Here is a 25,120-nt window from a genome sequence, read left to right as displayed (position 1 = left end):
GAGGTTTGAGTGCAGTCCGCTAGGTCCGGTGGACCCGGAACAAGTCCGGGGTGACGGCTGGGAATCGGGCTAGGAAATGCCTGCAACCTTAAATGTCGATCTCCCCTATGGCATCAGCCGCTTGCGCCCTTCGGAGAGGTGCCACCGCATCGCCAGCGCGGCGCCGTCGGCGTCCTGCGCTCGGATCGCGTCGACGATCATCTCATGCTCGCGCATCATCGCGCCGATCACCTCGGGCGGCCGCGAGCGCGAGATGTCCACCCCGGCGCGCATGATGCGATCCGTTTCCTCCGACAGGGCGTCGAAGGCGACCACGAAGGCCGGATTGGCGGTCGCCCGCGCGATCCGGCGATGCAGGTCCATGTCCTCGGCATGGGCCGGCGCGCTCGACAGCAGCGCCTCGCGCAGCCGCACCAGCCCATCCTCGATCTCGGCAAGGTCCTCGGCGGAGCGCCGCATCGCCGCCAGCCGTGCCGCCTCCGCCTCCAGCACGAAGCGGACCTCGTAGCTGCCGAGCGTCGACGACAGCTCGGTGAGCGGCATGAAGGCGACCAGCCGGTCGGACGGCCGGCTCTTCACGAACGACCCTGCGCCGCGCCGCGCTTCGGTGATCCCGTCGGAGGCGAGACGGACCAGCGCCTCGCGGACGATCGTGCGCGACACGCCGAACATCTCGGCGAGCCCCGCCTCCGAGGGCAGCCGGTCGCCGATGCCGAGACCCTCGGCATTGATCATCTCGACGATGCCCGTATAGGCGCGATCCGCCGCCCGTCCCTCGCTCATCGCGGCCTCCCTAGAACACGCTGCTGGCGGCCAGGACCAGCAGCAATCCCGCCACCGAGATGACGGTCTCGAGTACCGACCAGGTCCGGAACGTGCCGGGCATGTCCGTGCCCAGATAACCCTTCACCAGCCAGAATCCCGGATCGTTGACGTGCGAGAAGAAGACCGAGCCGGCGCCGATCGCAAGCACGGTCCATTCGGGCGACACGCCCGACGCCGCCACCAACCCGGGCATGACGCCCGCCGCGGTGATCGTCGCCACTGTCGCCGATCCCGTCGCCAGCCGGATGAACACCGCGATCAGCCAGGCGAGCACCAGCGGCGAGACCGCACCGCCCGCCGCCACGCGCACGAGCATGTCGGACAGGCCGGCACTCACCAGCACCTGCTTGAGCGCGCCGCCCGCGCCGATCGCGAGCAGGATCGTGCCGGCGGGCTTCATCGTCTCGATCCAGATCGCCTCCTGGATCCGCGGCTCGATCAGCCGGCGGCCGAACAGGAGGGGAAGCGCGAGAAGACAGGCGATCAGCAGCGCCGCGATCGGGTTGCTCGCCGCGCCGAGCCAGGCGAAGCGCGGCGCGACGCCGGCGGGCAGCAGCGCCCCGACCTGGCCCACCGCGATCAGCACGACCGGCATCAGCACGACCACGAACGCCCGCCACAACGATGGGCTCTCCATCTCCACTCGCACCGGCTCGAGCGCGGGCGGCCCGAGCGTCACGCCGCGCGCGGTAAGGCGCGCGAGCACCGGTCCGGAGAGCACGGCGACCGGCAACGCGATGATCAGGCCGTAAACGATCGTCCGGCCAAGGCTCGCACCCAGCGCTTCGACCGCGAGCAGCGGCCCCGGGTGCGGCGGCACCAGCGCGTGCACCACCGACAGGCCGGCGAGCGCGGGCAGCATCAGGCGGAGCTTGGCCGCATCGCCGTTCGCGCCCTGCGGCAGCGCCGCCGCGGCGGTGGCGACGATGGGGAGCAGCAGCACCAGCCCGGTCTCGAAGAACAGCGGCAGGCCGATCACCAGCGCGGCGAACAGGCTCGCCCAGGGCGCTCCGGCGACGCCCGACCAGCGCAGCGCCGCGCGGGCGAGCCCGGCGGCACCGTCCGACAGCTGCAGCATCGCGCCGAGCGCCAGCCCCAGCGCGACCACCAGGCCGGTTCCGCCCAGGATGTCGCCGGCGCCCTTCTGCACCGCCTTGGCCGTGTCGCCGATCGGCATCCCGGCGAGCAGACCGACCGCGAAGGCGCCGCACAGCAGCCCGACGAACGGATGGAAGCGGCCCCTTATGATCAGCAGGATCGACAGCGCGATGCCCAGAACAGCGGCAAGGACGAGGCGATAGTCGGCGAAGGTCATCGCCCTCCCCCTTTCCTCGAAGGCCCGCGGAGGATCGTCTCCATGCCCCGCCAGGGTCGGCATCGCCCCATTTGTTATCCGCTCCCTTCCTCGTGCTCCACGGTCGGGAGCTTGGCAATATCTGTAGGACAGATTCCCGGCATTTACCACAGGAATTGCGGCAGAATGCGCGTTACCTGCTTGAATCTGTCCAACAGATAGCGCTAAGTTAGCGCTATCGCGATTCCCCGCCCCAACCGCGGCTCGCGATGCGGCAAACAGAACCGCGCGAAAAAAGGGAGATGATGATGATCGGAACCGAGCAGCATCAGGCAGTGGCCAACGGCGCGGCGCGCGAGGATGGCCGGGCCGTCCTTGCCACGCTCACTCCCACCCAGATCAAGGTGCTTCAGGGCGTCCGTTCCGGCCTGCTCAACAAGCAGATCGCGTTCGATCTCGGTATCGCCGAAGCGACGGTGAAGGCGCACATGACCGCGCTGATGCGCAAGCTCAACGTGCGTAACCGCACCCAGGTCGCGATCGCGGCGCAGACGATGGGCTACGGGCAGCGTTCGCTCGCCCAGTAATCTTTCCAGGCGCGCTCAACGCCGCTGCCGCGCGGCTAACGGACACCCTTCGACACTCCAGTGCGCAGGCGTGGTGAGCCACAGCGTCGCGGCGCGGCAAGGCAACGCGCGTCCGCTGGAGCTGCCGGCCTTGTCCGTGCCGCCCGGACGACGATCAGCCGCGTGAACCTCCCGAGCCTCCCCAATGCCGCCGGATCACCGCTCGGGCAGGTCAACCGCCTCTTCAAGCGAATCCGCATAGCGGCGGCGATCGGCCATGAGGCGCGCCCGCACCTGCTCGATCTCATGAACTTCGGTCGCGTGGAGCAGGTCGCGCAATACCCGGTTGATGTGGCTTCGCATGCATGCCCGCGCCTGGTCCGGGTCGCCCGACGTTATCGCCGCGAGAATCTGACGATGCTCCTCGACCACGGGAGCGACCCCGGCCGCCCGCGCCTTCTCCGTCACCAGCCGATACTGCGCCGATCGGTCGCGCATGTCCCACAATTGCTCGACCACCGCCTCGAACGCGCTGTTGCGCGACGCTCTGGCGATCGCGAGGTGGAAGCGCCGATCCGCGTCTTCGCACGTCGGGAAATCGCCCAGCGTCGAGACCATCTCCTCGAGAAGTGCCTCCAGCGCCCTCACGTCCTCGGCATCCGCGTGCTGGGCCGCGAGGGCGCAGGTTTCCGCCTCGATCGCCCGCCGTGCCTCCAGCAGCTCGAACGGCCCGACATCGGCCTCATTGGCCTTGCCGCCCGCCGGCGAGGCGGAGGTGACGATGATGCCGTAACCGTGACGGACCTCGACCTGGCCGTCCAGCTCGAGCGCGATGAGCGCCTCGCGGATGGTCGGCCGGGACACCGCATAGGCCTGCGAGAGCAATCGCTCGGAGGGGAGTTTCGACCCCACCGGATATTCGTGCGCCGCGATCTTCGCGGCGATTTCCTTCTTCACATGCTCGTAAAGCCGTTCCTGGCGCACGCACCGCTCCCGTCGTTTCGGTACGGTATAGCCGCTCTGACCAGTGCCAGAAACGGATAACGCCAATCTCTCTCGGCTACCTCCCAAAAAAGCGGCGGCGCGCCGCAAAGCGCGCCGCCCGAGGAGGGTTCAGAAATTGAGCCGCGCGCCGATCAGGAAATTGCGGCCGGCATAGGTCGCGCCGTCCGGCTGGGATTCACGGTTCTCGTACCGGTTCAGCTGGACCTGCTGGAGCAGGTTCTGCGCCTGGAGCGTGATCTTGAGGTTCGTGTACCACGGCAGCGGAAAGCTGATCTGCGCATCCATATAGTCCGTCGCGATCGAGTAGAGATCGCCGGGCACGTTGTTGCACGGGCAGACGGTGTTCAGATTCTCGTCGCGGTGCGTGTAGGAAAGCCGCGCGGAGAACCCGCCCTTGGTCTCGTAATAGATCGTGCCGTTGTAGGTCCACGGCGCGAGCCCTGCGATCAGCGACTTGGGATTGAAGTTCTTGGGCACCGTGCCCGACAGCTTCTGCGAGATATGCGTCACGTTCGCATTGAAGCCGACCCCCTTCACCAGGAAATCGAGCGGCTGGATCCACTGGAACTCCTGCCCGAACAGGTTCACCGTGACGTCCGAGTTGAGCTTCTGACGCACGATGATGCGCGCTGCGTTCGGGTCGCCGTTGCCGAGGTTGCTGATGCCGGTCTGCTGACGCTGGCTCAGGCGGCTGAAGACGAGGCCGGTTTCGGCGAACGGCGTCGCGGTGTCGATCGTCGCGGGATAGTCGTGGACGTTCTTCCACCACAGGTTGAACGTCAGCACGGTCCTGGACCGCGGATACCATTCGATGCCGACATCGAAATTGTCGGCATAGAAGGGGCGCAGGCTGGGGTTGCCCCTCGTGAAGACGTCGCCGTCCAGGCTGAGGCCGAAGGTCGGCGCCAGGTCCTGCGGATTGGGCCGCGTCACGGTCCGCGCGGCGGCGCCGCGGAACACCAGCGAGTTGGTCGCCAGATAGGCGAAGTTGGCGCTCGGCAGCCATTTGGAACCGCTGCTCTTGGTAAAGGGCGCGGTCCGCGTGCCGCCGCCCACCAGGAAGTCGTTGACGATGCCGGCGACGGTCTGGGTCGTGCGGGTGTAGCGCACGCCGGCATTGTAGCGCAGCTCTCCCCCGAAGACGTCCTGCCGGCCGTCGACCATCAGATAGTTCGACCAGGTATCCTCGGTCAGCACCCGCGGCGAATAGGTGTTGAGATAGTTGCCCGGCTGGTCGCCCGGATTGGTCTGGTTGATGTAATAATCGAAATCGACCGCATTGCGCATCTTGGCGAAGTCGAGGACCTGCCAGCCGCCGTTGAAGCCCGCGTCGAACGGCGCATTCTTGAACAGGCCGCTCGCCGGCAGGTTGGTCAGGAACTGCGGGATCGCAGAGTTCGGCACCGCGCCGAGCACCGAGGTCTCCTGCGACGTGAACTGCGACGTGCAGTTGTTGCGGAACGCGCAATCGGACACGTTCCAGCTGGTGATGTTCCGCTCGAAGCTCGAGACCATCATGCCCGCCGACACCTGGAAGCGGTTGGCGTCGCCGCCGGCGAAGTCGATGCGGCCGGCCTTCTGCTTCAGGTCCTGCCGGTTCGGCGCGATCTGGATGCTGTTCCAGTACCAGCCGGTGTAGTTCGCCAGGTCGATGTTCGACGAGATCCGGGGCGTGAGGTCGCCCGGGGTGTAGCTGTAATTGACATATTGCCCGGTGTTCAGCGGCGTGAGGTTCGATGCAGGACCGCCGCCGGCCGGCGCGGTCTGCCCGGGCGCGTAGACGACCGGCTGCACCTGCCCCGGCGCCGACTGCAGCGTGTATTGGAGCGAATCGTTCTTGAACTTGCCGGTGTTGACCATGCCGGCGACCGAGACGCGGAAGTCCTTGTTGATCTCCCAATCCAGCTGCGCGGAACGGTAGAACAGCCGCGTATAGGTCTGGGCGTCGGTGCTCTGGTTGAGGAAATAGGCATTGCCGAAGGTGCCCGAGGTGAGGACGTTGTTCTCGTCCGCCTCGAAGTCGATCGGGATGTTGTTGTTGTAGCTGCGCACGACCATCATCACGTCGTGCTGGCCGAAATTATTGTTCGACTCGCTCAGGATCGAATCGACCCTGAGGCTCACACCATCGACCGGCCGCCACTCGAAATTGAGCATACCGGCCTTCCGGTCCCGCGAGCCGACGACCTGCTCCGCACGCACGAGGCGCGGGACGATCACATAGCTCAGGTCCTGGCACGACATGCCCGACGTACCGCCCGGCACGCCGTTCCCGCACTGGACGAGCGGCGACCCCGCGGCGGGCAGGCCGAGCTCGGGCGGCACGTTGCTCGGCACGCGGGTCAGCGTGGCGCCGCCGCCGCCGCCATAGCCCGACGTCCGGTTGTCGACGTTGTTCGCGGGAAGGCTGCTCGGATCGATCGTCAGCGAGTTGCAGCCCGCACGCGTAGTGGGACAGGCCGACCCGAGGCTCATCGTCGTATAGCCGACGGTGTTGAAGATCTCGCTGCGATAGTTGCGCTTGGCATAGGCGCCGGCGACGACGATGCCGAAGTCGCCGATCGGCGTATCCATGAACGTGTTGCTGACGATCCCGGCGATGCGCGGGGTCGTGGTCTTGTCGGCGTCCTGATACGAGCCCTGCGCCTGGATGCTGACGTGGAAGCCCTTGCGGTCGAACGGACCGATCGGCTGCATGTCGACCGATCCGGCGGTGCCGCCCTCGACCGCGCTGGCGATCGGCGACTTGCTGAGCGTCAGGCGGCGGAACAGCTCCGACGGCAGGATGTCGAGGCTCGACCCGCGGCCTTCGTTGGAGCCGTTGGCCGAGGTACTGATCGCGAAGCCGTTGACCGTCAGCACGGTGAAGCCCGCGCTGAGGCCGCGCACGTTGATGTAGGTCCCCTCGCCCGACGTATCGCGATCGATCTGCACGCCCGGCAGGCGCTGCAGCGATTCGGCGAGGTTGAGGTCGGGGAACTTGCCGATGTCCTCGGCGAAGATCGAATCGGTGAAGTTGGTGGCGTTCTTCTTCGCGTTCGCCGAATCCTCGAGCGACCTCGCATAGCCGGTGACGATGATGTCGTCGGCCCGGTTCTCGGAGTCGGACGCATCCCCCGGCACAGCCTGATATTGCGCGGGTGGTGCCGGCGGGGATGCCGGGCTGGCCACGCGTTCCTGGGACGTGCTCCCTGACGGTGCCGCAGATTGCGCATTCGCCCCAATTGGCATGACCACCAGCGCCATCGCCAAAGCCGTCCCGGACAGCCACGCGATGCGCACAGAATTGCCGTCGATCCCTTTCGGCCTCATGTCCCCTCTCCCTATTCGTGAAGCGATTGGGTGCCTCACCTTCTCTTTGTGGTCAGGCTAGTGGCCTGACCTCTTGTGTCAATCAAAAAATGGGAGCGATACCATCGCGTGCGAGCGACGGCCTTCCGGAGGCTTGAGGCTTGAAATGGAGGAAGATTAAGCGGGAGCGCCTTGCCGCATGTCGCGATACAGGCGGGGAATCAGTGATATCGATATCAAACTTCTTATTTGCGGACGGCTTTGGAGTCCGCCCGAATGAACAGGAACGTGCTCCTGCGAAGGCAGGAGCCTTGGATTATGTGCGCCGCACTACGGCCTGGGCTTCTGCCTTCGCAGGAACACTGACTGGATCGACATTCCAAATCCTCCCCCGCCAGGGGGAGGTGGCGCCGAAGGCGACGGAGGGGGAGGACGGCAACCTGCTATTGACCCGCTTCCTCCCCCTCCGTCACGCTCCGCGTGCCACCTCCCCCTGGCGGGGGAGGATTGAGAGAGCCGCGTTTCTCGTCGATCTGGATATCGATCGGCCCATTCCGCCGCCGACCGGGCCGATAGCCTCCCGCCGTCACCGCCGCTTGCAATATAGGATTTCGCCTGCTTGGCTCGCCCGGTCCGAGCCGCACGAGCGTCGGGCCGCTCTTTGATCCCGTCGATCTCATCCACGCCGCGTTGCCGCCGCATCAGTGTCGCATCGCTGTCGCGCCGGTGCCGCGCCGTCGTTGCGTACGCGTCGCATATCTGTCGCATGCGTGTAGCGTTCCGAGCGGACCGGTTCGCGCACACATGCCCTGAGTCAATTTAGTCAACATTTTCGGGTGTCCTGATACCGGAGGCACCATCCGGATCGGGGTCGTTCTACCCGTGACTTTCGTGACCTTCGACGGTTTTCCGCGGGTTTCCGGCGCCTGTCCTGAGCCCCGCGACCAGCGCCTGCCAGCCGCGCCACCGCTCAGCTGATCGTCAACAGGACCAGGGTCAGCCCGCCGGCCTCAGCGGTTCCCGCCGGGGCGCTCCCGCAAGCGCGCGGGCGATGGCGGAGCGGAGCGGCTTGGCGCGGAATTCCCGATCATAGGGCAGGCCGCGCTTGGGCAGCTTGTCGGCGCGCGGATCGAAGCCTTCCAGCCAGCTATAGCGATCGCTCAGGCCCCAGACGAGCATCTCGCGCAGCTGGGGATAGCTGAACATGATGTCGAGATAGGCTTGAGCATAGTCCGCGACCGCGCCGTCCCGCGCGGCGATGTCGGCCGGGGCCTTCCGATCATTGACGTCGAATTCGGTGATGACGAGATCGAAGCCCATCGCGACGACCTCGTCCAGAAAGCGGCGCCACGGCCCCGCCGATTCCTTGACGATGGCTGCAACCGGATCGGATTTGAGCAACCGGATATGCGACTGGACACCCAATGCGTCGACCGGCGTGTTCCGCTTGCGAAACCCCTCGAGCAGCTTGAGCACACCCCGGATATGGCTCTCGTCCTCGGTGCCCCGCTCCCAGCTCATATAGTCGTTGTAGACCAGCTGTGCGTGCGGCGCCTCGGCGCGGGCGCTGTGGAACAGGAGGTCGAGCATCGCCTCGCCGCCGAGCGCTTTGGTCACGACGGTATCGCGGATCGCCCCGGTCTCCGGCTGGATCGCCTCGTTGACCACGTCGTAGGAGAAGATGCGGCTGCCGTAGCGGGCGCAGACCGTCCGCACATGCTCGACCAGCATCGCCTCGACCGCTTGCGCGGGGCGGCTCCCGAAATCATGGTCGCGCAGCCAGTCCGGGTACCACTGCGGCGGCACCCAGAACAGCGTATGGCCGCGAAGGCGCATATGGCGATCCGTCGCATAATCGGCGATCGCATCCATGCGCGCGAAGTCGAAAAGCCGCGGCCCGGGCCGCGTGGCCTGCCACTTCAGCTCGTTCTCGGGCACCAGCACCGCGCAATCGCGCTCGAGCAGGGCGGCATAGCGCGGATTGGCGAAGGAGCCGGTATCGCTCCCCTGCCCTCCCCAGGCGACTGCCGACCCGAACAGGATGCCCCTGCGCGCGGCGACCTCCGCCAGGCCCGGCTCGCCCGCAGCATCCGCCGCGGTGGCGAGCCCCAGCGCGGCACAGCCGGCGATCACGTCACGCCGGCTCAGCAGCGGAGCTATCGGCGCGCTCACTTGCGCACCGAAGCGGCGGTGGGCACCGGCCCCAGATAGGACGGCGGAACGGGACGGGTGGCGATCACCAGCTTCTGGAGGACCACATTGTCGTCCAGGCGCCAGACCCTGACGCGATGCCGTCCGGCCGACAGCGCGGGAAATCTGGCGCTGACGGTGACGGCGTTGTCCTTGACTGCCTCGACCCAGGCTCGCTCCTCCGTCGAACGCGCGCCGCCGGCCGCCGGCACCGGATTGAAGGTCAGCGTCTGCGGCGGACCGTCGTCGACGGAGACGCCGATCCTGAGCCCCTTCCCACCGTGCGTGTCCAGGGTCGGGACCAGATAGAGCAGCACCTGCCCGTCGCCCGCCTGCCGCAGGTCGACATCATATTCGAGCCGCACGCCATCGCCGAAGCCGGTCGCGGGCCGCCCCTGCGGCAAGGCCACCACCGATCCGAGCGTCCGTCCGAGATGCGGAATGACGGTCCAGGTCAGCCCTTTCCCGTTGACGGTCCGGCTGAAGCCCGGGGCCTCGATCGCGACGATCCCCGGATCGGCGCCGGCTTCCGATCGCCCGATCGTCGGAACCTGGACGGGCGCGCCGCCGGGCACGCGGACCACCTCCGGCATCTTCTGTGTATCGGGCTGCTGCCAGTTCGTGTAGCCGATATGGATCTGGGACATCATCCTGTCCCACTTGCCGCCGGCGAGAGCATGATAGTCGTGGGTCAGTTGCCCGTCGCGCCGGTACGCAGCCTCGGCCAGGTCGGCGAAGGCGTTGGCCCTAACGTCCCCGGCCGCAGCCAGCCGCCGGTTCCACGCCACCGCATAATAGAGGCGGTAGAGATTGCCGAGTGCGGCGATCGGATGCTCGACCAGCTGGAAATAGGCGTCGCGCTGCTCGGGCGGCAGCGAGGCCTTCACCGCCAGCATCTCACGCTCCAGCGCATCCCATTCGGCGACCATCGCGCCGAATTCGCCGCCGTCGAGCGTCTTGCCCGACGCCGGCCCGAGATCGAAGCTCGCCGCGTCGATGAGCTCCGGCTTGCGCCGCGCCGCAAGCTGTCCGTAGCGCGTCACCATCCGCCCGATCGCCTGCGCATGGTCGGGGCCGAACGCGGCGGCGGCCCACCGCTCCGGATAGGCCGCGAGCGCCGCGGGCGTCATCGCTTCCGGGTCCCAGGCCATGTCCATGAAGAACTGCAGCGGGAACTCCATCGGCTTGATGTCGCCGACGTTGACGATCCACAGGCTGCGCGCGCCTCGCCGATAGGCGAGGTCCATCTGCTGCCAGGTCTTCTCTATCTGATTGGTGTTGATCCACTTGTAGTTTCGTGGAGCGCCGACATAGTCGAAATGGTAATAGACGCCGTAACCGCCCGCGCGTCGATCCGGCTTCTCCGGCAGCCTTCTGATCTGTCCCCAATTGTCATCGCAGAACAGCAGGATGACGTCGTCCGGGACGGTCATCCCGTCGTCGTAATAGTCCTGCACCTCCTTATACAGCGCCCACACCTGCGGCGTCCGCTCGGCGGGCTTGCCGGTCACGTCGGCGATGATCCTGCGCTGATCGGCGACGATGGTTTCCAGAAGACGCGTCGCGGTGCCCTCGGCCATCGGCTCGTCGCCGTCGCCGCGCATCCCGATCGTCACCAGGCTTTCGTAGGTCCCGCCGCCGGGCTTGGACGCCATCCGCTCGATCGCCCCCCGCCAGAAGGCGCGGAGGTTGGCGCCGTTCTGCGCATAATCCCACTTGCCGCCGGTAACGCCGCTGCCGGTGTCACGGTGCCATTCGGCCTGTGCCCGCATCATCGGCTCGTGATGGGAGGTCCCCATCACCACCCCCATCTGATCGGCGAGCGCCTGGTTCCGCGGATCGTCGACGGCGAATGCCTTCCCCCACATCGCCGGCCAGAGATAATTGCCCTTCATCCTGAGGACGAGCTCGAACACATGCTCGTACATCGCTGAGTTCAGGCCGCCGAACGTCTTCTTCGCCCAGCCGCTGAATGCCGGATCCTCGTCGTTGATGAAAAAGCCGCGGTAGCGGACCTTCGGCTGATCGGTGTGCGAACCGGCCGTAAGAAAGAGATCGTCACGCTTGCGGACCGGGATATCCGCCCACCAGTTCCAGGGATTGACGCCGATCTTCGCGGAAAGGTCATAAGCCCCGAACACGGCGCCGCGACGGTCGGACCCCACGATCACCAGCGCCCGCGGGATGTTCGGCAGCGGCCGCTCCACCACCACCTGGCGATAGGCTTCCCACCGCCCGCGGAGATCGGAGGTCGCCAGCTTCCCTTCCGCGGCAAGGCGGTCGATGACCGGGCTGGTGCCGATCGCGCCGATGATCACGACCTGTCCCTTGGCCAGCCGCAGGTCGTTCAGCACGGCCCCACCGCTCCCACGACCACCGACGCGCTGCAGGTCCCCGGCGAAGCTCCTCGCGACCAGTGTGATCGCCGGGTCCGCGCCGGCATCGACGTAGACCGGCGCCGGCTGCCCATTCCGAATAAGCGCGAAACTGCCGGCCCCGGAAGCACCACAAGGCGTCACCGGCGCGGTACAGGCGAGCGCTGGGGGTCCGAACAAGGCTCCGAAAAGGAACGCAAGCGCCGCCAGCCCTCGCACGGGCAGCCAATCACACAACGGACGCCTGACCTCGGCCACTATCGTTCCCCTCCGGTGATTGCACCATGAGTGGTGCACCATTTAAGGTAGCGCTACCATTTGGGGCGGGCGACGGTCAACTCACACTCGAATCAGGCACATTACTTCCCACTGGATTGACCAGTGAGACTTCTCCGTTCCGTCGGCGTCGGATGAGTCGGCCCGAATGCTAGGACCAGTAGGGAACCCAGACCTGCCGCAAGCGGACCAGCGCCTCCAGATAAAAATAGTCGCCCCAGATGCAGGCCTCGTCGACGCCGGCGCCGTTCGGCATGTGGTAGACCGCATGGAGCAGCAGCGCATTGGAGCCCTCGAGCGGCGCGACATAGGCCGTGCCTAGCCGCTCGACGATTCGCCACGCCCACGCGGCGTAACTGTCGCGACGAGGATCGGAGAGCGGCAGCGCCTTGACCAGCTCGAGCAGCCCGCAGGCCGCGATCGCCGCCGCGGAGCTGTCGCGCGGCGCCTCGCCGTCTCCGGTGAAGATCAGATCCCAGCAGCAGATGCCGTCGCTCGGCAGCCGGGCGAGGAAATAGTCGGCGAGCCGGGCTGCGAGCTCGAAATAGCTGTCGTCGCCAGTGTGCAGCCCGCCGAGCGCGAAACCGTAGATGCCCCAGGCCTGACCCCGCGCCCAGCAGCTTTCGTCCGAATGGCCCTGATGGGTGCTGCCGAAGCGCGGTTGGCCGGTCGCCGTGTCGACATAATAGGTGTGATAGGTCGAGGCATCGGGCCGAACGAGCAGCCGCGCGGCCTGGGCGAGGTGACGGTGCGCGGCCTCGGCGAAGGCCGGATCGAGCGTTTCGCGCCCTGCCCAGAACAGCAGCGGCAGGTTGAGGTTGCAGTCGATGATCATCCGCCCGCGCTGTGCCGGATCGCGCATGTCGCCCCAGGCCTGGATGACACCCGCGACCGGATCGAACCGCGCGAGCAGCAGCCTGGCGGCATCGAGCCCAGCAGTGCGGCCAATCTCGCTTCCCGTCAGCCGGTGCGCCGCACAAGCCGAGAGCGTGTAGAGGAAGCCGAGGTCGTGATGATCGACGTTGATCCGCCGCTCCACGCGATCGGCGAAGGACAGGACGTCCCGTTCCGCCGCCAGCCGATAGCGTACCTCGCCGGTCAGCTCCCAGGCGAGCCACAGCATCCCGGTCCAGAAGCCGTTGGTCCATTCGACATTGTCGATCGGCGCATAGACCCCGCTTTCGCTGGACGGCGCGGGGAAATGGTCGACGAACTGCGGCATCGTGCGGTCGAGCCGCGCAAGCGCAGCCACGATCAACGCATCGACCTGTTCGGGCGTGGGCTGGGTCGGCGGCAGCAGCGCGGCCGACGTGCCGTTCGCCGTCATCGCGCCGACGATCCCAGCGGTGCGACATCGCCGCTGCCGGCCGGATCTAGCCCCGCAGCAGGTATGCCTCGGCCCCTCGCCCTTCCCGCCCGTTCAGGCGGCGTCGGCGACAGCGCGAACCAGGACGCGACCCAGAACAGCAGCGCGAGGCCGGCGATGGCGAAATAGGTGTTCTGGAATCCGATCAGGTCATAGCCCATGCCCGCGATCGGCGACAGGACGGCAAGCCCCAGCGAATGGCCGAAGCTGACGCCCACCATATAGACGGTCGAGGCGTGCCGCGCCTCGAAATGATAGGCGATGTAGCGGAAGAGCGAGACCGCCAGGATCGGCAGTTCGATCGCATGCAGCATCTTGCATGCCGAGATGGCGAGCGGCCCGGCGGCGAGGCCGGAACCGGCGATGCGCACGATCATGATCGCCGTCGCCAGCATCAGCCCCCGCGTCGCACCGATCCGCCGCACGAGAAAGGGCGCGGCGAACATACCCGCGGCCTCGACGAAGATCTGCGCCGAGTTGAGATAGCCGAACATGGCGTTGCCGGCCTCGGGCGTCGGGAACAGCGAGGAGAAATAGAAGGGGAACTGTTGATCGTAGACCAGATAGAGGTTGGTCACGCCGAGGATCAGCACCATGAATCCCCAGAACTTGGGCTGGGTAAGCAGGGCGGCGGACTGGGCAGGCGTGAGCCGGTCCGCCGCCGCCTGCTGCCCGGGATCGGGATCGATCCGAGCAAATGCCAGGATCGGCAGCAGCAGCAGCCCGGCCGCGCTCGCCAGGAAGAAGTTGATGCCGGGATCGAGGTTGTAGAGGCGCCCGGAGAAAGCCGCCGCGGTCGCGAAGCCCAGCGAGCCCCACAGCCGCACCCGGCTATATTCGAACCCGTACCGCCGCCCGACGCGGTCGACATAGCTTTCGAGCGCATAGCTGCCGGCGATGAAGGTGACGCCGAGATAGATGCCGCCAGCGACCGCGCCGACGACGATGTTCCAGCGCAATAGCGGCGCATAGGCGAAGGTGAAGAACAGCCCCGCCATGACGACCAGCAGCGCGATGCCCGCCGGCACCGCCTTGCGGAACCCCATCCGGTCGGAGAGATATCCGTAGAGCGGCTGCGCGCACATCGCGCCGATGAAATTGGCCGAGAAGACCGTCCCCGCCTCGACACCGTTCAGCCCCAGCGTGCGGGTGAGCCAGATCGACAGCAGCGACATCGCCATCGCCTGGGCGAAGAAGAAACAGAAGAGGAAGGCGCTGAGCACCGCGTAATTGCGCCTCGTTTCGGACACGTCCGGGGACCCTCTCGAATCTGTTATCGATATCATATACGCCTGCCGAATCATCGGTGGCAAGGCCCGAGATTGACCCGCCCGGGAAAGCTGTTATCGATATCAGATAGCCGGCTCGCTTCCGCGATCGGTACGACAGGATATCGCGGGGCTCAGCGAAAGCAAGAACATGGCGGCGAGCGACGACCGAGAGCCCAGCGGAACGCCCAGGCGCGCGACCGTGACCATCCACGACGTCGCCCGCCATGCCGGCGTCTCGTCGATGACGGTCTCACGCGTCATCAACGGCGCCAGATACGTCAGCAAGGACATGCGGGAGAAGGTCGAGGCGGCGATCCGCGCCCTCAATTACTCGCCCAACCTCACCGCGCGCAGCCTGAAGCGCGACGTCCGCATCGGCGCGCTCTACAGCAATCCGAGCTCGTCGAACCTCGCCGCCTTTCTGATGGGCGCCTTCCGCCAGAGCGGCACCAGCGGCTGCCAGTTCCTGATCGAGCCGGGCGTGACCGAGGAGGAAGCGCTCGACGGCCTCGAGCGGCTGATCGAGGCGGGGATCGGGGGCGTCATCCTGCCGCCGCCGCTGTGCGATTCGGCGCTGGTCCTGGAACGGGTCGAGCAGGCCGGCGTGCTGCCGCTCGCCTTCGCGACGGCCAAGCCGCGCGAGGGCATCGCGGCGATCGTGGTCGACGACTACAAGGGCGCATTCGACATGACGCGCCACCTGATCGCGGCAGGGCATCGCGCGATCGGCTTCATCCAGGGCGATCCCCGACATTCGCCCTCACAGCGCCGCGAACAGGGCTATCGCGCGGCACTCGCAGGCGCCGGCATCACCATCAAGCCCGAATGGATCGCGCCGGGCCTGTTCACCTACAAGTCCGGACTCGATGCCGCCCGGCTGCTGCTCGCCGCCTCGCCACGCCCGACCGCGATCTTCGCGAGCAACGACGACATGGCGGCGGCGGTCTCCGCGGTCGCGCAGGGCATGGGCCTTACCGTGCCGCGCGACCTCAGCATCGCCGGCTTCGACGACGCGCCGATCGCCTCGACCATCTGGCCCGAGCTCACCACCATCCGCCAGCCGATCGCGGACATGGCGGCGACGGCGGTGGCGATGCTCAGCGATCAGGTCCGCGAGGTCCGTGCCGGCACCTCCCCTTCGCCGCGGCATGTGCGCGAGATGCTGACGCTCGTCGAACGCGATTCGATCGGTCCCGCGCCGGAACGATCCGCCTAGCCGCGCTCGAACAGGATCGCCTGGCCGCCGGACGGGGCAAGCGCGAGATCGAGCCTGTCGCCAGCGGTAACCGTCACCTCGCGGATCACGACCGGCGTCTGTCGGGCCTGCACCGCGGGCGGCCCATCGGCGAAGATCTGCGCGCGCCAACGCCCCGCCCCCAGGAAATCGAGCGGCACCGTCAGCACCCGCGCATCTTCGTTGGTCATCGCGCCCAGGAACCAACGCTGGCCGTGGCGGCGCGCGACCGCGACATATTCGCCGACCGCGCCGGCAAGAGCCCGGGTCTCGTGCCAACTCGTGGGACATTCGTCGAACCAGCGCAGCTCGGGCCAGCCGCCGCCGTCATATTTCGCCGGCTCGTCGTACCAATAGAGGAAGGTGAGCGGGTTATAGTAAACCGCCGCCATCGCGAGCTGATGCGCGTTGGTGGTCTGGTTGCGTTCGTGGGCGTAGCAGATCGTGTAGTCGATCGGCCCGCCCAGCGCGCGGGTGAACGGCAAGGTCACGTTGTGCCGCGCGGTCGGGAACTGCTCGTTCCCCCGCACCCCTTCGAGCGCGACATAGTTGGGCAGCGTCCGCTCGAGCCCCGCCGGCCGCAGATTGTCGTGAAGGTTGACGAGCAGCCGGTGCTCGCCGCAGCGGCGGACGAGGTCGTAGATGAAATCGACGTCCTCCTGCCGCCCTTCCCAGACGAAGCCGAACTTGATCCCCGCCACGCCCCAGTCGCGATAGGTGGCGAGGATCGCATCGAGCTGCCGCATCGCCGGCACGCGATCGACGTAGAGGATCATGCCGATCCCCCTGCCCTTCGCCGCCGCGATGATCCGCGCCATGTCGAGCCCGGCGATCGGCACCGTCGCGTCGCTCGGGTCGGTGCCGTCGCCGTACCAATGGGCGTCGAACTCGACGAAATCGAGCTTGCGGCGCGCGGCGAAGTCGACGCAGGCAAGCGCGCGCTCGGTCGTGTAGGGCTTGCGGATGCGGAAGGCGCGGCCGGGACGGATCCAGGAGACGTCGCCGAGCCGGTTGGGCGTGGCGATCGACGGGATCAGCCCGGCCTTTTCGATCAGCTTGGCGGGTTCCGCCGCGACGAGAACGACTCGCCATGGCGTCTCGAACGGCGTCTCGACGGTGAAGACCGGCGCCGCATGGGTGTCGCCCGGCCCCGAATAGCCGGTCGCACGTCCAGGAAAGCGCATGAGGTGCGTGGCGATCGTGTCGGCGCCGGCGCTCCGCACCATCATCCGCGGATAGTGCAACCGATCGGACTCGCAGACGCAAAGCGCCAGTCCTTCCCGCGTCGCAACGTGGAGCGGCGGATCGGCGAGCGGTCCCTGATCGGTGCTCCGGGTGAGGTCGGGATGCGGCACCGGGGCGATGTCCCCCGGCGCCGAGACCTGATACTCGCCTTCGTCGCGGCTGCTCCACACCCGGGCGCCCGCGGGAAAGCAGAGCTCGGTCGCCTCACCGCCCAGCGCCAGCCGGCCGCCCGGCGCCTCGTGCAGCACATAGCGCACTGCAACGCCGTCATCATGCGCGGCCAGGACGATACTGAAGGCAATGCCGCGCTCCCGATCCTCGAAGCGAGCCTCGAGCAGGTTGCGGCTCGCGTCATAGCTTTCGGCAATGCCATAGGGAGGGCGCCATTGCTCGCTATGGGCGTGTACGCGATGGCTGGTCAGCACCGCTCCCGGTCCCAGCAGCCGTCCATCGGACAGCACCAGCGCCAGGCGGGAGGGCTCGAAGATGGGCTTGCCGCCGAAGCTCGCCGACCAACGGGGAAAGTCGCCGGGGCCGCTCGGCGGATCGAGGCGGACTACGAGGGCGCCGTTGGGGGAGCGCGCCTCCAGCGGTGCCCGCCCCGCGGCATGCGCAGGTGCCAGGCTGCCGACGCCTGCGGCGGCCAGCGCTCCCGACATCAGCTCGCGCCGACGAATGCCGCTTCGCGTTCCTTCCACTCCTCTCCTCCACAATCTTCTTGCGCTCGCCCGGGGCGGGTCGCATACTGGTATCGATAACAGAACCATATCGAAGAGCAAGCACGGTCGGAGGGGGTCGATGGAAAAATCCGCGGAACGAGGCTCGATTCCCGCGTGGCGACGGCGCGGAGCGCATGTCCTGCTGGCGTGTTGCTGCGCGCTGCTGACGGCCTCCGCATCCGACCGGATCGAGGACGGCCGCTGGTTCGCCGACCAGGGCGACGGCACCTATCGCAATCCGGTGCTCATCGGGGACTATTCGGACCCGGACGTGGTCCGCGTCGGCGACGATTATTATCTCACCGCATCGTCCTTCGCGAACGTGCCGGGGCTGCCGATCCTCCACTCGCGCGATCTGGTGAACTGGACGATCATCGGCCACGCCCTGCCCAAGCTGACGCCGGAGGCGCATTTCCGCACGCCACGCCGCGGCGGCGGCGTCTGGGCGCCGGCGATCCGCCATCACGGCGGACGCTTCATGATCTACTACCCCGATCCCGACTTCGGCATCTTCCGCGTGACCGCGACCGATCCGCGCGGCCCGTGGTCCGCGCCCGAGCTGGTCGATGCGACCAGGGGCGCGATCGACCCAGCCCCCTTCTGGGACGAGGACGGCACCGGCTGGCTGGTCCACGCCTTCGCCCGCAGCCGCGCAGGCAAGGCCAATCTGATCGTGCTCAAGCGGCTCGACCCCGACGGCGGCAGGACGGTGGGCGAGGTGCGGACGATCATCGACGGCGACGCGCTGCCCCCGGTCGCGACCAGCGTGGGACTGCGGCCGTGGCAGACGACCGAGGGCCCCAAGCTCTACAAGCGCGACGGCTGGTATTATGTCCTCGTACCCTCCGGCAGCGTGAAGGGCGGCTGGCAGGGCGTGTTCCGCAGCCGGCGGATCGAGGGGCCCTATGAGGGGCGCAACGTGCTCGACCAAGGCACGACCGACGTCAACGGCCCGCACCAGGGCGCCTGGGTGACGACGCCGACGGGCGAGGACTGGTTCCTCCATTTCCAAGACCGCGACAGCTATGGCCGCGTCGTCCATCTCCAGCCGATGGCGTGGCGGAACGGCTGGCCGGTGATCGGCGCTGATCCCGACGGCGACGGCCGCGGCGAACCGGTCGCGCGACACCGCAAACCCATGGGCCCGGCCCAGCCGCGCACGGCGCCGGTCGCCGACGACGAGTTCGCCGGCCCCTTGTCGCTTGCCTGGCAGTGGAACAGCAACCCGGACGCCGACTGGCTGACGCTTGCCGACGGACAGCTCCGCCTCAAGTCGGTCAGCGGATCGGCTAATCTCTATGAAGCAGGCAACCTGTTGTCGCAGAAGCTACCAGGGGAGGCGTTCACCGCCACAACGCTGATGCACTTCCAGCCACTGCGATCCGGGGAGCGCGCCGGGCTGGCCATGCTCGGCCAGCGCTATGCGTGGATCGGAATCGAACGCCAGGGCGATGCGCTCCGCCTCGTCCAGGGCCGGCGCGACGGGATCGAGCCGTCGCCTCCCGAACAGCGGACTTCGGGACCGCTCGCACCAGACGGCCGCGTCTGGTTGCGGCTGGAGGCGGCGCCGGTGACGACCCGCGTCGGACCGCCGGACTTCACCCCCTATTGGCCGTCGATGCTGCGCGAGACGCATATGCGCGTCCGCTTCAGCTACAGCCTCGACGGCATCCGCTTCGTCCCGCTCGGCAAGGCTTTCGAGAGCCGCCCCGGCCGCTGGGTCGGCGCGCAGATCGGGCTGTTCGCCCAGGCGCAGAACGGCACGCCCGCGAGCATCGCCACCACCGTCGGCCATGCCGACTTCGACTGGTTCAGGATCACGCGATGACCCGGCTCCGCCTTGCCCCTGCCCTTCTCCTCGCGCTCGCCGCGCTTCCCGCGTCGGCGCAGAGCCAGACGCTACGCATCCACGCGCCGCCGGCCGGCAAGGCGTTCTGGACCCATCTCAACGACGATTTCACCGTGCGCGTCCGGGTGCCGGGCGGCGAATGGCAGGACCTCTACGAATATGACGTCAAGGTCGATCTCGACCGGCCGCAGGATGCCTCGATGGTGGCGTTCGACATGGCCGGGCCGGTGGAGGTCTCGGTCAAGAAGAACAACGGCGATGTCCGGCGCGTCGAGGTGCGGCCCACATCCGCAGGCGTCAAGGCGCGGCTGGTGGGCAACACCGCCTATTTCCGGCTCGACCGGCCGGCGAAACTGTCGATCGAGTTCGACGGCGACCGGCTCCACAATCTCCACCTCTTCGCCGACGCGCCCGAGCCGGAGCTGCCGCCGCCCGGCCCCGGCGTCGTCTATTTCGGTCCGGGCGTTCACCCGCTGCCGGAGGGGCAGAAGAGCTTCCGTATCCCCTCCAACACCACGGTCGTGGTCGCGGGCGGTGCGCTGGTGCAGGGCAATATCGAGATTCGCGACGCCGAGAACGTCCGCGTGATCGGCCATGGCATCATCGACCGCCCGGAGCAGGGCATCACCATCGCCAATTCGCGCAACGTGACGATCGACGGCCCGATCTTCATCGACCCCAATCACTATACGGTGGCGTGCGGTCAGTCCTCGAACGTCACCGTCCGCGACGTCAAGTCGTTCAGCGCGTCGAGCTGGAGCGACGGGCTCGATTTCATGAGCTGCTCCGACGTGCGGATCGACGGCGTGTTCATGCGCAATTCGGACGACACCATCGCCGTCTATGGATCGCGGTGGGACTATCGCGGCGACGCGCGCAACTATCTCGTCACCAACTCCATTCTGTGGGCGGACATCGCGCATCCGATCAACATCGGCCTCCATGGCAATGCCGAGGCGCCGGAGGTTCTGGAGAACCTCGTCTTCCGCAACATCGACGTGCTCGGCCATGACGAGGACGACCGCAACTATCAGGGCGTGATGGCGATCTCGAACAGCGACAACAATCTCGTCCGCAACGTGCGGTTCGAGGACATCCGCATCGACAGCATCGAGGAAGGGATGCTGTTCAACCTCCGCGTGCTGTTCAATCCCAAGTACAGCCACGCGCCCGGCCGCGGGATCGAGGACGTGACGATCCGCAACGTCGGCTTCAAGGGCGGCGACATCAACCGGCCAGTGATCGCGGGTTATTCCGCCGACCGGATAGTGCGCGGGGTGACGATCGAGAATGTGACGGTCGGCGGTGCCCCGCTGCGCAGGTCCGACATTGACGTCGGCCAGTTCGTCGAGGGCCTGACAGTCAAATAGCGGGCTCATCCGCTGACAGCGACGAGCGCACCACCTCCCCTGCTACCCAAATCGGCGAGCTACAGCAGAATCCCTATTGCACAACGTTTATGTGATCGATAACAGATGCTTCTGCTACCGATAACATATCGGGGCACGATTCGCCCGGTGAGGACGATCGGCGACGGGACGCGGTACCACCTGCGTCATCGCCGGTGCCGCCGAACGAGGGAGGGGATGATGAAGAGTTTCACGAAATTCGCCTCGGTGCTCCTCTGCACCACCGCAGCCGTACCCGCCTGGGGCCAGCAGGCCACGCAGCAGCCGGAAACGGCAGCTCCCGACGCTACCGCCGAGCAGGAGATCATCGTCACCGGCATCCGCGAGAGCCTCCAGTCTTCCGCGCTGCGCAAGAAGAACACGCTGGAGGTGGTGGACTCGATCACCGCCGACGACATCGGCAAGCTGCCCGACAACAATGTCGCCGCGACGCTCTCACGCGTGCCGGGCGTCCAGGCCTATCGCTTCGGCGGCGAATCCGCCTCCCCTGTCGGCCAGGGCAGCGGCCTCACCATCCGCGGCCTCTCGGGCCAGACCGCATCACGGGTCGACGGCCGCGCCTACATCACCGCGGGCGGCCGCGAGTTCAACGTGGAAGGGGCGAGCCCAGGCATGGTCGCCGGGATCGACGTCTACAAGAACCCGTCCGCCGAACATATCGAGGGCGGCATCGGCGGTCTCGTCGACATCCGCACGCGCCGACCGTTCGATTTCAAGGGCACCGCCCTCTCCGCCTCGGTCGGCGGGCGGTACAACGACCTGGGCAAGAAGGTGCAGCCGGAGCTGTTCGCGCTCGGCTCGACCCGCTGGAAGGTCGGCGACGGCGAGATGGGACTGCTGCTCGCCGGCTCCTATTCGCGCAGCTTCAACCGCGGCGACAACAATCCGGCCGGCGGCGGCACCTCGATCCGGCGCGCAATCAGCGGCGACAGCGCCGAATATGCTTCCAACATCGGCACCGGCCTCAACCTGAATCCCGCCTATGTCGGCCGGTCGGACGTCGTCTATCTGGCCGACGTCGCCAATCCGCTCGCCCTACCGGAGGCCCAGCGCGCCAACCTGGTCTCGACCGTCACCGAAGCGCATAATATCTTCCAGGAAGACTATATGCGCACCCGCAAGGGATTGAACGGCGCTTTCCAGTACAAGCCGACGCCGGACCTCGAATTCTACGTCGACGGCAACTACAATTACTACCAGTACCATCAGAACTATCGGTTCCTGAACATCGCCAATTCGCGATACGTCCAGAACCTGACCACCGTCCCTTTCGCCATCGACGAGGCGCTCGCCAACCGCAACGCCAACGGCGGCGCCAACGAGCTGCTGTCCGGCACCCGTCTTGCCACCGGCACCTTCCTGGGATCGGGCGCCACCTCGATCGGCGGCGATGAGAAGAGCGACTATACCACCTGGCTGATCGCCGGCGGCGTGCGGTGGCAGGTGACGCCGCATTTCGATGCCCATTTCGACTATTCCTATGTCAAGGCCGACCGCAGCACCGACAACCGCGCCGTCACTCTTTCGGCGCGCAGCGGCCTGACCTGGGACGTGACCCGCGATCTCACCACCAGCCCGGCGCAGCTCGGCATTTCCGGGCCCGACCTGGCGAGCCCCTCGACCTGGGTGCTCAACAACTACGCCAACGGCACCAACCAGGCGTGGGACGATGTGGCCGGCGCGGCGGCACTCGACCTGCGCTACCGGTTCGACGATTCGCCGATCAAGGCGATCAAGGTCGGCGTGCGCTATTCGGTGCTCGAGGATCGCTACCGCAACTATTCGTTCAGCGGCCGCAACCTGACCACCGACGGCCTTCCGCTCGCCGCCAACCAGTCCAACGCCATTCCCGTCACCGCCGTGCCGGACCTGTTCGAGAACTCGCCGACCAACTTCATGAACGGCAAGATGGGCTATTCGGGCGGCTATCTGGTCTTCTCGCCCGATGCGCTGCTCGGCGACAATGTCCGCGCGCGCTTCCCGAACGCGGGTATCCTGCCCGAGGACAACCTTGCCGAGAACCTGCTCGCCCGGCGCTTCATCCGCGAGCGCACCTATGCCGGCTACGCGGTCGCCGACTATGGCTTCCTCGACGACAAGATTCGCGGCAACATCGGCGTGCGCGCGGTCAGGACCGAGACGTTCGCACGGGCGATGGTGAACTCCCAGAGCGCGCCCGGCGCACCGATCGTCATCGTCCCCAACGAGACGAGCAGCTCCTATTGGGACGTGCTGCCGACCGCCAATCTCGCCTGGTACGTGACGCCGAAGACGATCGTGCGCCTCGGTTACGGCAAGGGGATCACCCGGCCGAGCGTCGACGCGCTCAATCCGACCATCACCGTCGACACCAACACCGGCCTTGGCAGCCGCGGCAATTCCGAGCTCAAGCCGCAGCGTGCCGACAGCTACGACATCTCGCTCGAACATTATTTCTCGTCGGTGAACTATGTCGCCGCCGCTTTCTTCTACAAGCGGATCAAGGGCTTCTTCAGCGGCATCTCCAATTGCGAGACGGTGGCGACCTTCCCGCCCTACACCGGCACCCTGCCCAACGGCTGCACCGGCGGCCAGTATTTCATCACTCAGACCGTCAACGCCGCGACCGGCAACGCCAAGGGCGTCGAAATCTCAGGCCAGACCTTCTTCGACTATCCGTTCCTGCCGGATTTCCTGCACAAGTTCGGCGTGGCCGGATCCTTCACCTACGTCGACACCAAGAACCCGCTGACGCTCAACGGCCAGCTGACCGATACGCCGCAGCCCTTCACCTCCAAATACAACTGGACCGCCTCGGGACTCTACGAGGACAGCTTCCTGTCTGCCCGCATCGTCTACACCTACCGGTCCAAGGCGATCCTGTTCGGCGTCGCTGGGAACCCGATCGACGGCCGCTACATCGACAACTTCGGCCTGCTCGACGCGTCGGTCACCTTCAACCTGCCGGCGAACTTCTCGCTGTCGTTCAGCGCCGAAAACCTCACCAACGCCGCCGCCAACCGCTATGTCGGCGAACCGGCGCTGGCGACCGGCATCGAGCGCCAGCATTTCGTCAACGGCCGCAACTTCAGCGTGACGCTGCGCTACCGCTTCGGAAGCTGAGACATTCTCCGCCGGGCTGGCCTCCACGCCAGCTCGGCTCTATCCAGCCAAGACGCGCATCGATCGATAGCGCCTTTGGCTTGGACGCCCGAACGCCTCCATCCTACCAACCGACCGGAAGACGGGCAGCGGAACGCGCCCTGTTCGGAAGGAACGGCTGGCATGACGACGATGGCTCCCCAGGAAATGGCAAAGCGGCTGGGGAGCGGACTGCTTTCCTTTCCCGTCACCCATTTCGACGCGGAGGGTCGCTTCGTCGAGGACGCCTATCGCGCGCACTGCTCGTGGATGCTCGAACATGACCTGGCCGGCCTGTTCGCGGCGGGCGGCACCGGCGAGTTCTTCTCGCTGACGCCGGACGAGATCGCGGCCGTGGTCTCCGCCGCCGTCGCCGAGGCCAACGGCCGCCTGCCGGTGATCTCGGGCTGCGGCTACGGCACCGCCATCGCCACCGGTATCGCGCGCGACGCCGAGAAGGCGGGCGCCGACGGCCTGCTGCTGCTGCCGCCTTATCTGGTCGGCTCGAAGCAGGAAGGGCTCGCCGCGCATATCGAGGCGGTGTGCAAGGCGACCGGCCTCGGCGTCATCGTCTACAACCGCGACAACGCCGTGGTCGACGATGAGACCCTGGCCCGCCTGTGCGAGCGTAACCCCAATCTCGTCGGGTTCAAGGACGGTGTCGGCGACATCGAGCTGATGACGCGCATCTTCGCCCGCATGGGCGACCGGCTGACCTATATCGGCGGCCTCCCCACCGCCGAGACCTTCGCGACCCCCTATCTCACCATGGGTGTCACGACATATTCGTCGGCGATCTTCAACTTCATGCCGGAGTGGGCCCTCGCCTTCTACAAGGCGGTGCTGGCGAAGGATCAGGCGACGGTCCTCGATCGACTGCGCGAGTTCGTCCTCCCCTACATCGCGCTCCGTAACCAGGGGCGCGGCTATGCCGTGGCGATCGTCAAGGCGGGGATGCGCATCGTCGGCCGCGACGCCGGTCCGGTCCGCCCGCCGCTGACCGATCTCACCGAGGCCGAGCATGAGACATTGCGATCACTGATCCGGCGTGCGGCGCCCCAGGCTCTCGCCGCCGCGGCATGAGG

Annotated in this window: 15 protein-coding genes; 6 read left to right on the top strand and 9 right to left on the bottom strand. The window is 67.0% G+C overall.

Going from position 1 to position 25,120, the window contains the following annotated elements; translation table 11 throughout:
* Positions 1-105: 105 nt before the first annotated feature.
* Together LZK98_RS09795 and LZK98_RS09790 are read right to left on the bottom strand one after the other, a co-directional pair.
* Positions 106-783, bottom strand: a complete 678-nt coding sequence (locus LZK98_RS09795; protein ID WP_233786351.1) for a FadR/GntR family transcriptional regulator — start codon at positions 781-783, stop codon at positions 106-108.
* A 10-nt stretch (positions 784-793) separates the two neighbouring features.
* The gene (locus LZK98_RS09790; protein WP_233786350.1) at positions 794-2,140 is read right to left on the bottom strand and encodes a GntT/GntP/DsdX family permease; all 1,347 of its coding nucleotides are present in this window, start codon (positions 2,138-2,140) and stop codon (positions 794-796) included.
* A 287-nt stretch (positions 2,141-2,427) separates the two neighbouring features.
* On the opposite strand from LZK98_RS09790, the gene LZK98_RS09785 reads away from it, so the two are divergent.
* A complete protein-coding gene (locus tag LZK98_RS09785) occupies positions 2,428-2,706 on the top strand; it encodes a helix-turn-helix domain-containing protein (RefSeq protein ID WP_233786349.1) in 279 nt (92 codons plus the stop codon).
* A 195-nt stretch (positions 2,707-2,901) separates the two neighbouring features.
* Here the strand turns inward: LZK98_RS09785 and LZK98_RS09780 are convergent, their stop codons facing one another.
* From LZK98_RS09780 to LZK98_RS09755, 6 genes are all read right to left on the bottom strand, one after another.
* A complete protein-coding gene (locus LZK98_RS09780) occupies positions 2,902-3,669 on the bottom strand; it encodes a FadR/GntR family transcriptional regulator (protein ID WP_233786348.1) in 768 nt (255 codons plus the stop codon).
* A 129-nt stretch (positions 3,670-3,798) separates the two neighbouring features.
* Complete coding sequence (locus LZK98_RS09775; RefSeq protein WP_233786347.1) at positions 3,799-6,861, bottom strand: TonB-dependent receptor; 3,063 nt, start codon at positions 6,859-6,861, stop codon at positions 3,799-3,801.
* A 1,116-nt stretch (positions 6,862-7,977) separates the two neighbouring features.
* A complete protein-coding gene (locus LZK98_RS09770; protein ID WP_233786346.1) occupies positions 7,978-9,153 on the bottom strand; it encodes an endo-1,4-beta-xylanase in 1,176 nt (391 codons plus the stop codon).
* Positions 9,150-11,525: a glycosyl hydrolase 115 family protein gene (locus LZK98_RS09765; protein ID WP_233786345.1), complete on the bottom strand. Its 2,376-nt coding sequence runs from the start codon at positions 11,523-11,525 to the stop codon at positions 9,150-9,152. Before LZK98_RS09765 ends, LZK98_RS09770 begins: the two co-directional genes overlap by 4 nt.
* Before the next feature lie 448 nt (positions 11,526-11,973).
* A complete protein-coding gene (locus LZK98_RS09760; protein WP_233786344.1) occupies positions 11,974-13,149 on the bottom strand; it encodes a glycoside hydrolase family 88 protein in 1,176 nt (391 codons plus the stop codon).
* Positions 13,146-14,438, bottom strand: coding sequence for an oligosaccharide MFS transporter (locus LZK98_RS09755; protein ID WP_233786343.1), 1,293 nt, complete (start codon positions 14,436-14,438; stop codon positions 13,146-13,148). The genes LZK98_RS09760 and LZK98_RS09755 overlap by 4 nt, the downstream gene beginning before the upstream one ends.
* A 220-nt stretch (positions 14,439-14,658) precedes the next feature.
* Here LZK98_RS09755 and LZK98_RS09750 point away from each other — a divergent pair, with 220 nt between their 5' ends.
* Positions 14,659-15,675: a LacI family DNA-binding transcriptional regulator gene (locus tag LZK98_RS09750; protein ID WP_233786342.1), complete on the top strand. Its 1,017-nt coding sequence runs from the start codon at positions 14,659-14,661 to the stop codon at positions 15,673-15,675.
* Here the strand turns inward: LZK98_RS09750 and LZK98_RS09745 are convergent.
* Positions 15,672-17,597, bottom strand: a complete 1,926-nt coding sequence (locus LZK98_RS09745; RefSeq protein WP_233786341.1) for a glycoside hydrolase family 97 protein — start codon at positions 17,595-17,597, stop codon at positions 15,672-15,674. The genes LZK98_RS09750 and LZK98_RS09745 overlap by 4 nt on opposite strands.
* A gap of 139 nt (positions 17,598-17,736) precedes the next feature.
* Here LZK98_RS09745 and LZK98_RS09740 point away from each other — a divergent pair, with 139 nt between their 5' ends.
* From LZK98_RS09740 to kdgD, 4 genes are all read left to right on the top strand, one after another.
* Positions 17,737-19,485 (top strand): glycoside hydrolase family 43 protein, encoded by a 1,749-nt coding sequence (locus LZK98_RS09740; RefSeq protein ID WP_233786340.1) that lies wholly within the window; start codon positions 17,737-17,739, stop codon positions 19,483-19,485.
* Positions 19,482-20,876 carry a glycosyl hydrolase family 28 protein gene (locus LZK98_RS09735; protein WP_233786339.1) on the top strand — a complete coding sequence of 465 codons (1,395 nt, stop codon included), beginning with the start codon at positions 19,482-19,484 and terminating at the stop codon, positions 20,874-20,876. The genes LZK98_RS09740 and LZK98_RS09735 overlap by 4 nt, the downstream gene beginning before the upstream one ends.
* 219 nt (positions 20,877-21,095) lie before the next feature.
* Entirely contained in the window at positions 21,096-24,017 is a 2,922-nt protein-coding gene (locus LZK98_RS09730) for a TonB-dependent receptor (RefSeq protein ID WP_233786338.1), read from the top strand.
* Between the two features lie 162 nt (positions 24,018-24,179).
* Positions 24,180-25,118 (top strand): 5-dehydro-4-deoxyglucarate dehydratase, encoded by a 939-nt coding sequence (gene kdgD / locus LZK98_RS09725; RefSeq protein ID WP_233786337.1) that lies wholly within the window; start codon positions 24,180-24,182, stop codon positions 25,116-25,118.
* Positions 25,119-25,120 lie beyond the last annotated feature (2 nt).

The organism is Sphingomonas cannabina (assembly GCF_021391395.1).
In the GTDB taxonomy this organism is placed as follows: domain Bacteria; phylum Pseudomonadota; class Alphaproteobacteria; order Sphingomonadales; family Sphingomonadaceae; genus Sphingomonas; species Sphingomonas cannabina.
The sequence above is the reverse complement of the archived record's forward strand: the minus strand, read 5'-3'. Positions and strand labels throughout refer to the sequence as shown.